The following is a 13,669-nucleotide window of genomic DNA, read 5'->3' as shown; positions in this document are numbered from 1 at the left end:
ATAACGATATGTGGTCGATTCTGGCACTCGGTGCAGTCGAACGTATCATTCATCATCTGATCGATCTGGATGCATTAACCCGCATTCAGCTCAATCAGCTACAGGGCAAAATGTTGCGTGTTATCATCGATAGCCCGCAACTTTCTGTTGATGTATTCTTTGACCAAGAAAAAGTACGTCTTGAACCTACCGTTACAGGGCACAGTGAAAAGCCATCTATTTTTGAGCAGCGCCCTTTTGATCCACAATTTAAAATTTCTGAAGCCACTGCAACTTTGCATGTCAAAGATGTCGTTGAACTGATCAAATTATTATTAAGCGATCCAGACCAAATTGGTAATATCCCGCTTCAAGGTGATTATCACCTCTTACAGGATATTCAAAAAATTATGCAGCAAGCTGAACCTGATTTAGCTGCGCATCTATCAAAATGGGTTGGTCCTCAACTCGCTCACGAAATCGGTAAGATTCAACTTGCACCAAAACATTTAAAACGCTCTCTTCAAAGTCATCTATTTTTTGCTGAAGATGCTTTAAAAGAAGACAGCGGTTTATTTGCCCCACGTTGGGAAATGGACGATTTAAATCAGGCTACGCGTAAGCTTAATCAAGACATTGATCGTCTAGAAGCTAAATTGCAGCAGCTCAATGCACAACTACAACCCACTCAAGACTAGGTAAGACTTTATATGATTCCGCACGTTTCACGTTTACTCGAACTTTGGCGTATTGCAGCGCACTATAGACTCGATACGTTGTTCCCTGCGGATGAATTACCTGTTAAAGCTAAGCATGCATTGAACATTATAAAAATGCATCCGGCAGCATGGTCTAGTCGTGAACGTAAAAACCCTTTAAAGCTTAAAGAAGCTTTAGAAGATATGGGACCGCTTGCAATTAAGCTTGGACAACTCCTGTCAACTCGCCGTGATTTGATTCCACCTGAAATACTCGCCCAACTGGTTTTACTTCAAGATCAGGTCAAACCTTTTGATGGAGAAGTTGCCAAACAACGTATTCAAGATTCTTTAAAGGCAGACGTAAATACACTGTTCGCCCGATTTGATGATCAACCACTTGCAGCAGCCTCAATTGCACAAGTCCATACAGCGGCGCTACATGATGGACGTGAAGTTGTTGTTAAAGTGACTCGTCCAGACATTCGTAGCCAGATTTTACAAGACTTTGAAATTCTGGCTTGGCTAGGCAACACCTTAGAAAGTCGTCTTGAAGCTGCCCGTGCATTACATTTATCTGAAATTATTCAAGACTACCGCCAAATCATTTTAAATGAGCTGGACTTGAGTATTGAGGCAGATAACACCCGTCGTATGCGCCATTACTTCACTGGTTCAACCATGATGTATGTGCCAGAAGTCTACATGGACACCAAAGATGTCATGGTGGCTGAGCGTATTACCGGTGTCCCTATTTCAGATACGGCAACCTTTGACCGTTTAGGTATGGACCGCGCACAACTTGCAGAAAAAGGGTTAACCATTTTCTTTACGCAAGTATTCCGCGATAATTTTTTCCATGCCGACATGCACCCCGGCAATGTCTTTGTAGAAACCATCAATCCAAGCAATCCACGCTTTATTGCACTGGACTGTGCAATTATGGGTGAGCTTTCTAAGCACGACCAAATGACAGTTGCCCGTATGTTGCTTGCTGTCATGAACAGCAACTTTATGCAGCTTATTCAAATTGTGCATCAAGCTGGCTGGATTCCACCGGGTACAGATCAAGACGCGTTAGCACGTGAAATGCGCCGCACTGTTGGGCCAATGGTGTCTAAACCAATGGACCAGCTTGATTTTGCGGGTATCTTAATTCAAGTGATGGATATTGCCCGTCGCTTCCATTTAGAAATCCCGCCACAGCTCATGCTACTACTCAAAACTTTGGTGCATGTAGAAGGCTTAGGTACGGACCTTTATCCGCAACTCGACATCTGGAAATTGGCGAAACCAATTTTGACAGAATGGGTCAAATCTAATATGAACCCAGTCAAAAATGTAAAAGAGCTTGGTCAGCAATTACCAGACCTACTTTTAGGCGCTCAAGATTTCCCAAGTTTAATTATTGATAGCTTAAATGGTTTAAAAAATCAGTCCGCTTGGCAAGATCGACAGTTACGCGAAATTCAACAGCTTCGTTTACAAATGGAACACCAACAACGTCGTAGCTGGATGTTTGGCAGCACTATGCTGATTTTGCTAACTATTGCGATTATTAGCCCTTGGTTTGTATCTATTATTTTGATTGTGTTGAGCAGCTTATTGGCGCTTTGGCGTGTATTGAAATAACTTCCAAGTCCCTTGCCCATGCAAGGGATTTTTTTATGGGTAAAACTTATAATTTAAAAAAATATAGATCGATTATCCGTTCATTGCTAAATTTAGTTTTATGAATGCTTGAAAAGAACAAACAATGAAAACACCTCATTTTGCCATTATTGGTGCAGGCACGGCAGGTTTAGCCACTGCGATTTTGCTCGCCCGTGAAGGCAACCACGTTACTATTTTTGAACAAGTTGATGAGTTATCTCCGGTAGGTGCAGGTTTACTGCTACAACCTGCGGGCTTAGCCGTATTTGAGCACTTAGGTGTGCTCGACAAAGCCCTAACCTTAGGTGCGAAAGTCACAGGCTTAGAAGGACAACTTCCAGACAAGCGTCTTTTAGTTAACAGTCACTATCGCGAAGCATCAGCAAATCTTTATGGTCTAGGTATACACCGAGCCACTTTATGTCACGTTCTCACTCAAAAAGTTAGCGAATATTCAAGCCAGATTACTTGGTGCATAAATCATTCCGTTGAAAGTTTTGTAGAACATAACGATGAAGTTCGGATATTCGGCAGTCATCAAAACCAAAAGTTTGATGCTTGCTTTGATGGCCTACTCATTGCCAATGGTGCTCGTAGTCAATTACGCCCTAAAGCATGGGTAAAGGTTGACAAAGCTTATCCTTGGGGGGCTGCGTGGAGTATCGTGCCCGAGTGCCAAGTCCTCGATTCTGAAATTCTGCATCAATTTTATGATCGCTCGAAAATTATGATGGGAATTCTTCCTACGGGAGCGATTCCAACCGAACCTCAACAGCGCCTTTCAAGTGTTTTTTGGAGCTTACCTACGCCACAATTACAAAGTTTTTTGCAAGATGAGCAGGCTAAACAAGCTTGGTTAAAGCAAGTCTCAGAACGTTGGCCCAAAGTTGCAGAGTGGCTCAAAGAAATTTTGTATAACAGTCAAACTCAGCCCCAATGGCTATCTGCAAACTATCGTGATGTCGTCATGACCCAATTTGGTCAAGGTCGAATTGGGGTAATTGGAGATGCAGCTCATGCGATGAGCCCACAGTTAGGACAAGGGGCTAATATGGCATTATTAGATGCTTGGGCTTTTTCTCAATCATTGCAACATGCTCAAAAAAACCAAAATATTGATTGGCCCCTGCTCTGGCAACACTACCACCAGCTTCGCCGTTCATCCACCCAGTTTTATCAATTTCTTAGTCGCCTATTAACACCACTTTACCAGTCTGATCATTGGTGGGCGGGAAGTTTAAGAGATTTAGTTTTTCCGTGGATGTATCAAATTCCTTATTTTCGAAAAGAAATGGCAATTACAATTTCAGGCTTAAAAACAGGGCCATTCAAGCAACTTGATTATGATCAGGTAGCTCAATTGCCTAAAGAAAACAGTGCATTTCATTTAGAAAGCCAATCTTTGTCTGACTATTAACCCCACCAAATAATAGTGATTAACACATGAAAATCAGCCATCTTGATCATCTTGTTTTAACTGTCTCAAATATTGAATCTACCTGTCATTTCTATCAAACCGTATTGGGGTTTGAAGTCATCACGTTTAAAGGTGATAGAAAGGCTCTAAAGTTTGGAAATCAAAAGATAAATTTACACCAGCAAGGCAACGGGTTTGAACCGAAGGCATTACAGCCGACTCCCGGATCTGCTGACTTGTGTTTTATTTCAGACACTCCCATTTCAGAAGTGGTTGCACACCTTAATCAATTAAATATTTAAATTGAAGAAGGTCCGATTGAGCGTACTGGTGCAATGCATCCTATTCTTTCAGTTTATATTCGCGATCCAGATCAAAATTTGATTGAGATTTCAAACAACATAAGGTTATAAGTTATTTAAAATTTACAGGGATATTTTGTAATTGTTTTTTAATATCCCAATCTTTGGGTTTCTCTTTTAATTTCCACCAATTAGCACCTACCTCTAACCATTTATTGCGGTACGCTTTTACAGATTCTTTAGTATAATCCTCATATCCAAATTCAACACCACAACAATCACAAATATTAAAGTTTGGGTCTTCGCCACTTTCCCCCCACGGCTCTTCATCTTGTATAAGACCACATACTCGACAAGCAAAATTTTCTATTTTGTCCAAGACTTATTTTCCTAAGTTATAACAATATGCTTAGATAATTTTACAATAGCTATGGCTTCACAAATCAAAATTAATTTAAACAACTCTTAAACTACAATTTACTAGTGTCCATCTTATAGACAAATCATATAACCGATTTTTTATACGACAAGCATAGCCAACCCTAAGCACAAGCGCTACACTAGCTCATTTCCACTGAATGGATTTCCGCTCATGTCAAACTGGTTAGATGAAGTTAAATTTGATTCCAATGGTCTTATCCCTGCCATTGCTCAACATCATCAAACCGGACGTATTTTGATGGTGGCGTGGATGAACCGTGAATCACTCGCACTCACAGCAGAAAAAAATCAGGCTGTGTATTTCTCCCGTTCTCGCCAAAAACTTTGGCACAAGGGTGAAGAATCAGGTCATTTCCAAACGGTATATGAAATTCGTCTGGACTGCGATGGCGACGTGATTGTATTACAGGTTGAGCAACATGGCGGTATCGCATGTCATACAGGTCGTGAGTCTTGTTTCTACCGTAAACTCACCCCACAGGGCTGGGAAATTGTCGATGCACAGTTAAAAGACCCTACTGCAATTTATGGCGACAAAGCCAAAGCTGAAAGTCACGATCATGCTCATACTACTGAACAAGTGGATGTACTTGCTCACTTAGGGCAATTGATGCAAGAGCGTAAGCAAGCAGAAGCAGACACTTCATATGTTGCAAGCCTCTACAAAAAAGGTATCAATAAAATTTTAGAAAAAGTCGGCGAAGAAGGCGTAGAAACCATTATTGCTGCGAAAGACTACGCTGCTCAAAATACAGAAAGCAATTTAAATGACTTGATTTATGAAACTGCTGATTTGTGGTTCCATAGTATTGTCATGTTGGGTTATTTCGATCTTAATCCACAACTTATTATTGACGAGTTAGGTCGTCGTCAGGGTTTATCTGGTTTAGTTGAAAAAGCTAACCGCAATAAGGTTTAAAATCACTCAGTGTCGAATATCGAAAAACCTAAAGCCACCTATGAGCAAGCAATTGCCATAGATAACGCACGTCTTGGGCAATCATTTAAAGTGATTGCCTATGCGGGCACAGGTAAAACTACTACGTTGCAAATGATTAGTGATGCCATGCCTGAACGGCATGGTATGTATTTGGCTTTTAATAAAGCCATTGCTGGTGAAGCTCAAAACAAATTTCATCGCAATGTAGACTGCCGTACTTTTCACTCACTCGCCTTTCGCAGTGTGCCACGTGGCGTAACTGATAAATTACGTTTACCTCGCTTAAGCCCAAGCTTTATTGCAAAAGAATATCGACTAGAACCGATTACCCTAAGGCGCATGATGGGTGGACGTTATGAAAAATACGTCTTAATGCCAAGTCGCCTAGCGAGTCTTGTCGCCAATGCGGTGAGCTATTTTTGTTCAACGAGTTCTCAATATCCAGCGCCTCGACATATTCAGGCACCAAACTGGTTACATCCAGACGATATTACTGCACTTCAAACTCACCTTTACCCGGCAGTAGAACGCCGCTGGTTAGAGTCCATCGATCCAAACCATCAAGCCGGAATTGGTCACGATATTTACCTCAAACTTTGGGCATTGTCTGAGCCTAATATTCCGGCCGATTATGTCTTATTTGATGAAGCACAAGATGCTGACCCTTTAATGCTGGGTATATTACTTCGTCAAAAAAGTACGCAGGTTATTTATGTAGGCGATGCCCACCAGCAAATCTACGCGTGGCGTGGTGCAGTAAATGCCATGCAACAACTGCCTTTGCCAGAGTCTCGTCTAACAACCTCTTTTCGTTTTGGAGAGGCAATTGCCGATGTCGCCAATGCGTTGTTAGGTGGCTTAAATGAGACAGTTCCTTTGCTTGGTAATCCGAACCAGAAATCAAGTGTAGTCAATAAACCGCATACAAAAATGCGTGATGCGATTTTGTGTCGTACCAATGCTCGCGCAATGGAGCTGTTATTGGCAGGCTTAGTTCACGGCGATAAAGTGAGTTTGCAAGCTGACCATCAAAAACTAAACCGTTTTGTAGATGCTGCAAGCCTCTTAAAGCAAGGAAAACGAGTTACTGACGTTCCTGAGTTGGCATGGTTTAACTCATGGCATGATGTTCATGAGTACTGCGAAACCAATGAAGGAAGCGATATTAAACCATTGGTTAAGCTGGTAGATGATCACGGCACTGACCCATTAAAAAAAGCACTTGCAAAGATTACTCCCCTTGAGCAAGCTGACTATGTCATCTCGACTGCCCATAAAGCGAAAGGGCTGGAATGGAACCGTGTCCATATTGAAGACGACTATCAATTTAAAATTAATGGATTAGAGCATAAGATTACAGATGAAGAGTTAAGATTACTGTACGTGGCCTGTACTCGTGCTAAAGTAAGTCTAAATATCCATCATCTTTATGATCTGATACAACAATTAAAACTAAGGGCGCCTTTAAGTCTTCGTCAGTCGGTTGGTTGAAGCGCTCATAATTAGGTGAGCCTATGAAACTTGAATCTATCCAATTTAAACATATTGCTCTGTTTCATGACCTAAAAATACAGTTCCAATATGACAAACAACCGATTACTTTAATTTTAGGCGAGCAGGCGACTGGCAAAAGTATGCTACTCAAGCATATTTATCATGCTTTAACGTGGTTTCCTGCGCGCCTTAAAGATGCACGCACCCCAGGCATTGTCATGCCAGATCAGGACATTAGCCATTCTCGTTTGCAGTCTAAAATAGAGGTCAGCATCCAGATTCCACCGGAATTTGGACAGCTCCCTGAAACCACTTCAACCCAGCAAACCGACACATCTCTGTGTAGCTGGAAACTGTTCAAGACCTTAAATTCAAGTGGCGTAGGGATTAGTCAAGTTGAAACTCAGCAGCTCGATCAAACCATTACCCTTTATCATCAAGTCACAAGAAAAGACCCACTTCAAGGTCTTCCCTTACTCGCTTATTATCCGTCAGAGCGATTTGTTAACGATATAAATTTACTGAATAAAAATTTACCGGGTATTACTCAGTCTATTTCTGCTTATGACATTAGCTTCATTCCGTTTACTACCTTCGCCCGCTTTTTTGAGTGGTTACGTGAAATTAGTGATATTGAAAATGCGCAAGCGGCTCATGTTGTGCAGCGAATTATTTCGAAACAATCCAATTCACAAGATCAGGAAGAAATTTTACGTCAGCTACAACTTGAATTGGCAGGACATCCTAAACAGCTTCCTTCACCTAATTTGTACGCATTAAAATCGGCGTTAAAGACTATTTTTCCTGAGCTTGAAGACTTTTATTTGCAATATCACCCAAAACTTCAACTTATGGCACATTACAAGGGTGAAGTCTTGGCCTTTCAACAACTTTCCAACACCACTAAAACATGGATTGCACTCGTAGGCGATGTGGTTCGCAGGCTTTGTTTGCTCAATCCGTTGAGCTTAGACCCTTGTCTTGAAGGTGAAGGCGTTTTGTTAATTGACCAGATCGATTCACAACTAGATGCAGCACATTGCTCAGAAATTTTAAATCGTCTTCATCGCGCATTCCCACGCTTACAAATTATTGTGACCGGAAGCCGTGAAGAATTGCTTGAACATGCAGCCGCATATCAATGTTTTAAATTAGAGCATGGAAAAATAAGTCCACTTGATTTAAATACCACTCAGCAGCAACTCGAACATCTTTATACGTTATTACAACGAGATGAAGCGTTAACACCACATATGGATCCCCTACCGCTTGATACCGAGCCGGCAACAGCTCAAATTGATAGTTTGTACCAACAAATCCAAAATCTAAATGAACAGCAAAAAAATGAATTATTACGTATGATTCATGCAGGAGACACCTCGGAAGAAACCTCCTCTCTTTAAAATTTATTATCCATTTCGCTCAATTTTTATAATAAAACCGAATTCGCTAAATATATGATGAAATCTGGTTTTTTGAGCGGGAAAATCACTAGATGTTGTTACCACATGTAATAACATCAGATTTTTAATGATTTTTTAGTGTACAATAAATTTCATTTTGCGTTTTTATTATTCAAGTTGTGCAATACAACTTGTTTCTCGCTTTATTTTTCTAATTTGGTCGGGTTTTCAGAATATAAGCTTTGGAAATCTCTTTGAATTCCTATCTATTCTGAAATGAAAATTTCACCTTTAGGCTTCGGTCTAAATTATATATGGATACGAGTGTGCTACCGATAATTATCTTATTACCGTTAATATTAGGCACCACCCTTGTTTCATTGCTTCAACGGTTTTCACGTGGAGTAACGGCTTTAGGGGCGATCGGAGTCAGTTTAACCAGTTTTGGTTTATTACTGACTCAGGCTAAAACTGTGCTTGGTGGTGCAAGCATTCAACAAAGTTGGGATTGGTTACCACAATTAGGAATTAATCTGAGCTTTAGACTTGATGCCCTTGGTTTATTATTTTCTCTTCTTATTACCGGTATCGGTACACTCATTTATATTTATGCCTATTATTATTTAGGCCCTAAAAATTCATTAAGTAAATTATATTTATTACTCATGCTGTTTATGGCAGCAATGCTCGGTATTTCTCTTTCTAACAATTTAATTATTTTATTAGTCTTTTGGGAACTTACCAGTATTTCATCCTTCCTATTAGTCGGTTACTGGAGTCATTACGAAGCTGCTCAACGTGGCTCGCGTATGGCACTTACCATTACAGGTATGGGTGGACTCGCCATGCTAGGTGGATTTGTCTTATTAGGACAAATCACAGGAACCTACGAAATTAATGATATTGTCGGAATGAAAGACCTCATTCAAAGTCACTATCTGTTTGTTCCGACGCTTTTGCTTATTTTACTGGGTGCATTTACTAAAAGTGCTCAGTTCCCGTTCCATTTTTGGTTACCCAATGCAATGGCAGCGCCCACTCCCGTGTCGGCCTATTTGCACTCTGCCACCATGGTAAAAGCTGGGATTTTCTTATTAGCTCGTCTTGCACCTATTTTTATTGGCGCTGCGCTTTATCACAACATTGTCACGTTTGTCGGCCTATTTACACTTTGTATGGCCGCATGCTTCGCAATTTTTAAAGAAGATCTAAAAGGACTGCTAGCCTATTCTACAATTAGTCATTTAGGTCTTATCGTTTGCCTGCTTGGTATCGGTTCACCTTTAGCTGTTGCTGCGGCAATTTTCCATATTATTAACCACGCAACCTTTAAAGCTGCCCTGTTTATGATTGCCGGGATCATTGACCATGAAACAGGTACACGTGACCTTAGAAAATTAAGTGGGATTTGGCAACTATTACCGTTTACCGCAACACTGACTATGATTACAGCGGCATCCATGGCAGGTGTTCCTCTCACCAATGGCTTTATTTCTAAGGAAATGTTCTTTACCGAGCTATTAGCGAGCCTTTCAGGATCAACTGTTATTTTTGCCAGTATTATTGCGACGCTTGCCGGTATTTTTGCAGTCAGTTATTCAATTCGCTTAGTACACGGCGTATTTTTTGATGGCCCCGTAGGTAAACAAGTTCCAAATAAAAATGCCCATGAGCCACCTATCGGCATGCGAGCACCAGCTATATTGCTTGCGACATTATGTATTTTGGTCGGTATTTTCCCTGCCCTACTGGTCGAGCCTCTAGTTAACAGTGTGACACGTGCAAGTCTTATGCAACCTGATTTTGCAGGTACTCATCTTGCAATTTGGCATGGATTTAATGCGCCATTAATCATGAGTATTATTGCTCTGGTTGGCGGTACGCTTTTCTATTTTGCCCTAGCAAAAGATGGCATGATTCGTAAGATCGACCTTGACCCACGTTTAGGGCGCTTACAAGGCCGTATTTTATTTGACTTATTCTTAAAGCATTTATTATTAACAAGCCGAAAAATTAAACAAAAAACCGAAAATGGTTCTTTGCAAAGTTATCTGTTCTTAATCATTGCTTTTAGCATCGTCATGGTTACTCTGCCTTTGTTCAATCAGGGCCTTACCACAGGTACACGTGAGCTGACTCACGCACCATGGATTGCAGTAGTTCTTTGGCTGACCTTATTCTCAGGTTGCTGGATGATGCTTTGGTTCCACCATGAACGTATCAAGGCTGTACTCATTAGCGGTGCAATTGGTCTTGTGGTTACCATGGTATTTGTCACCATGTCGGCACCTGACTTAGCACTCACTCAAATTACGGTAGATGTAGTTACGACTGTTCTGTTGTTGATGAGCCTATCGTTACTCCCACAACTTACGCCATATGAATCTCGTCGCTCAAGACGTTGGAGAGATGCCGCTTTAGCAATTATTGGCGGTTTAGGAATTGGTTGGATTACATGGCTTATTTTAACGCGTGATCATAATTCGATTTCATGGTTCTTTGCTCAGCAATCCTTACCACTTGGCGGCGGTTCAAACATTGTAAATGTTATTTTAGTGGACTTCCGTGGCTTTGATACCTTTGGTGAAATTACAGTACTAGGCATTGCTGCGATTGGTGCACTATGTCTCATGGATGGCATGCGCGTACATGGCACCACCATGACACAAGGCCTCACCTACCGCTTTAACCCATCTCCGCTTATGTTCCGTATTACGGCCTCTTGGGTGTTACCTTTAGCATTGGTCGTAAGTGTCTATATCTTTATGCGTGGACACAACTACCCGGGTGGTGGCTTTATTGCAGGTCTAATTACCTCAATGGCACTGATTATTCAGTACATTGCTTTAGGTCAAGATCAAGCAGAACAAATGTTAAAAGCCCAATCCGGTCGTCTTTACGAAATCTGGATTGGCTCCGGATTAACAATTGCAGGCCTTACTGGCATTGCCGCATGGTTCTGGGCACGTCCATTCTTAACCAGTGCGCACGTCTATGTTGAATTACCAGTTTTAGGTAAGTTGCATCTGGCTTCAGCAGCGAGCTTTGATCTGGGTGTGTATATCACCGTAGTAGGCGCTACCATGCTACTCATTTCTGTATTAGGGGACTCTCGCCACTCGAGTATGTCTGGTCCTGTACCTCATGGGGAGAAATCATCATGATCAGTTTAGAATTCTTACTGGCCTCTGCCATTGGGCTACTTGTTGCGACAGGCATTTATCTAATTTTACGTGCGCGTACCTTCCCTGTTGTGTTGGGCTTAGCAGTGCTGGGCTATGCGGTTAACTTATTTTTGTTTGCGATGGGTCGTTTGCAAGTCAGCTCACCAGCCATCCTAACCGAAACCACCAATATTACAGATCCACTTCCACAAGCACTTGTTTTAACAGCAATCGTGATCGGTTTTGCCACTACCGCTTTTATTGTGCAGCTCGCATTACGTAGCCGTTATGAATCCGGTAGTGACCATGTTGATGCCAAAGAAGATATTTCTCCAACATACGACCCACGTGAGGATGAGCCGTGATGTTTGATTTTTTATCTTTTTGGCAAGCTAATACACCAATTTTCAGTATCCTCATCCCGGCATTTACTGGTTTTATCCTATTGCTTCTAGGTAACCCTGGCGCTGGTGCATTAAAAGAAGATTGGCGACAACCTTGGCGCCGTGGCATTAGTTTGATCTCAGCAATAGCTGGGTTAATCACTGCTGTTAGTTATCTGCTTGTTGCAAACACTGGCCAAATTACGGTTTATCAGTTGAGCGAGTGGTCAGCTCCCTTTGGTATTGTGCTGGTACTCGACCGCCTTTCAGCTTTTATGCTGGTTTTAACTTATGCCTTAGCAGTTCCAGTTTTATGGTATGCCAGTGAAAACTGGGATACGAGAGGTCGCTATTTCCACGCCATATTCCATTTTCTTTTAATGGGGCTATGTGGCGCATTTCTCACAGGCGACTTATTTAACCTGTTCGTTTTCTTTGAAATCTTGCTCATGGCATCCTACGTCCTCTTATTACATGGACAAGGAAAACCGAGATTTCAGCTTGGTGTACACTACGTCATTATCAACCTTTTAGCCTCTGCCCTGTTCTTAATTGGTCTTGGCATGATCTATGGCAGTGTAGGTAGCCTCAATATGGCTGACGTTTCACGTTTGCTACCGACTTTAGATGCAGATCAACATAAATTAGCAGTTGCAGGTGCCTTACTCTTATTTGTCGTGTTTGGTATTAAAGCGGCCATGCTACCAGTTGGTTTTTGGCTACCAAAAACTTATGCCGTTGCAAGTACACCTGTCGCAGCAATTTTTACCATCATGACCAAAGTGGGGATCTATGCCATTTTGCGTGTCAATGGAACTGTATTTAATGATGTACTCAGCCAAGAAATCTTTAAAAGCTGGTTGCTTCCAATTGGTTTAGTGACTTCTTTATATGGCGTGATTGGCGCAATTGGTGCAGATCGCCTCAGACGTTTTGTTGGCTTTATGGTGCTGTCTTCAATTGGTACTTTATTGATTGCAATTGCCATGTCAAATACACAAGCGTGGTCTGGAGCATTATTCTATTTAGTCCACAGTACATTGATTGGTGCAGCATTTTACCTGTTCTGTGGCTGGATGACTTCACAGCGCGGTGATTTTAAAGATCATTTAAAGATTGCACCGAGAATTAAACAAGAAAAAGCAGCCATGCTGACTTATTTCCTGATTGCCATGATGCTCGCAGGCTTACCACCTTTTAGTGGCTTCTTTGGAAAAGTATTTATTTTGCAGGCTACTGTTGAAACTGCATATCAAGGCTGGGTTATTGGTATTGTTCTTTTGGTGAGCCTATTAAGTATTATTGCATTAACACGTGTCGGCTTTATTTTATTCTGGCGTGCATCACCACCAGAAGAAGACCCGATCAATCCTGCTTATATTATTTATCGTGCTTTACCTGAAAAAGCACCGCCACGTAACGATACAGTCATCTATATCTTGCTTGCCGGTTTAGTGGCTTATGTAGTATTTGCTTCACCTGTATTGCACTACACCACAAATACCGCACAGCAAATTCAAGATCATGCCCTGTATCAGCAATCTATTCTTAAAACTGATCAAAATGGCGAAGTTATTAGCGTTCAGCCATATGACTCAACTTATTTACCAGAAACAAAATATGGTGGTGAAGTTGAAGATCATAATGCCTATCTTATTCCTAACATTATTTCGAAAGATACTTTCAACGGTGAGCATATTTCTGAATATAAACACCGCCAAATTCAGCAGCAAGAAAAATTGCAAACCCCAACCATTGCTGATGAAAGTCAACTGAAACCTATGGAGCCATAACA

The 13,669-nt window shown here is 41.3% G+C and carries 10 protein-coding genes and 1 pseudogene; 10 read left to right on the top strand and 1 reads right to left on the bottom strand.

Annotated features, from left to right (window positions below):
• The first annotated feature begins 8 nt into the window (after positions 1 to 8).
• From MKL36_RS01470 to MKL36_RS01455, 4 genes and pseudogenes are all read left to right on the top strand, one after another.
• Positions 9 to 677, top strand: a complete 669-nt coding sequence (locus MKL36_RS01470) for a ubiquinone biosynthesis accessory factor UbiJ (RefSeq protein ID WP_000269705.1) — start codon at positions 9 to 11, stop codon at positions 675 to 677.
• A gap of 12 nt (positions 678 to 689) precedes the next feature.
• On the top strand, positions 690 to 2,309 hold the full coding sequence (locus tag MKL36_RS01465) for an ABC1 kinase family protein (RefSeq protein ID WP_000612218.1): 1,620 nt from the start codon (positions 690 to 692) through the stop codon (positions 2,307 to 2,309).
• A gap of 124 nt (positions 2,310 to 2,433) precedes the next feature.
• Entirely contained in the window at positions 2,434 to 3,747 is a 1,314-nt protein-coding gene (locus MKL36_RS01460) for an FAD-dependent oxidoreductase (RefSeq protein WP_021511378.1), read from the top strand.
• 26 nt (positions 3,748 to 3,773) lie between these two features.
• Positions 3,774 to 4,160 (top strand): annotated as a pseudogene (locus tag MKL36_RS01455) (VOC family protein).
• Between the two features lies 1 nt (position 4,161).
• On the opposite strand, the gene MKL36_RS01450 reads toward MKL36_RS01455, so the two are convergent.
• Positions 4,162 to 4,428: a hypothetical protein gene (locus tag MKL36_RS01450; protein ID WP_000357680.1), complete on the bottom strand. Its 267-nt coding sequence runs from the start codon at positions 4,426 to 4,428 to the stop codon at positions 4,162 to 4,164.
• Positions 4,429 to 4,641: 213 nt separating this feature from the next.
• Between MKL36_RS01450 and hisIE the strand changes: the two genes are divergently transcribed.
• The 6 genes from hisIE (at position 4,642) to MKL36_RS01420 (ending at position 13,667) form a co-directional block, all read left to right on the top strand.
• Positions 4,642 to 5,409 (top strand): bifunctional phosphoribosyl-AMP cyclohydrolase/phosphoribosyl-ATP diphosphatase HisIE, encoded by a 768-nt coding sequence (gene hisIE / locus MKL36_RS01445; RefSeq protein ID WP_000073504.1) that lies wholly within the window; start codon positions 4,642 to 4,644, stop codon positions 5,407 to 5,409.
• Positions 5,410 to 5,418: 9 nt separating this feature from the next.
• Positions 5,419 to 6,921, top strand: a complete 1,503-nt coding sequence (locus MKL36_RS01440; RefSeq protein WP_021511380.1) for a UvrD-helicase domain-containing protein — start codon at positions 5,419 to 5,421, stop codon at positions 6,919 to 6,921.
• 23 nt (positions 6,922 to 6,944) lie between these two features.
• Positions 6,945 to 8,327 carry an AAA family ATPase gene (locus tag MKL36_RS01435; RefSeq protein WP_021511381.1) on the top strand — a complete coding sequence of 461 codons (1,383 nt, stop codon included), beginning with the start codon at positions 6,945 to 6,947 and terminating at the stop codon, positions 8,325 to 8,327.
• Between the two features lie 314 nt (positions 8,328 to 8,641).
• The gene (locus tag MKL36_RS01430; RefSeq protein WP_000381591.1) at positions 8,642 to 11,491 is read left to right on the top strand and encodes a monovalent cation/H+ antiporter subunit A; all 2,850 of its coding nucleotides are present in this window, start codon (positions 8,642 to 8,644) and stop codon (positions 11,489 to 11,491) included.
• Complete coding sequence (locus tag MKL36_RS01425; protein WP_000624229.1) at positions 11,488 to 11,856, top strand: Na+/H+ antiporter subunit C; 369 nt, start codon at positions 11,488 to 11,490, stop codon at positions 11,854 to 11,856. The genes MKL36_RS01430 and MKL36_RS01425 overlap by 4 nt, the downstream gene beginning before the upstream one ends.
• Positions 11,856 to 13,667 carry a monovalent cation/H+ antiporter subunit D gene (locus MKL36_RS01420; RefSeq protein WP_000459273.1) on the top strand — a complete coding sequence of 604 codons (1,812 nt, stop codon included), beginning with the start codon at positions 11,856 to 11,858 and terminating at the stop codon, positions 13,665 to 13,667. The genes MKL36_RS01425 and MKL36_RS01420 overlap by 1 nt, the downstream gene beginning before the upstream one ends.
• Positions 13,668 to 13,669 lie beyond the last annotated feature (2 nt).

The organism is Acinetobacter sp. AOR12_HL (genome assembly GCF_027855275.1).
GTDB classification, from domain to species: Bacteria; Pseudomonadota; Gammaproteobacteria; order Pseudomonadales; family Moraxellaceae; genus Acinetobacter; species Acinetobacter baumannii.
This window is presented reverse-complemented; position numbering and strand designations above follow the sequence as displayed.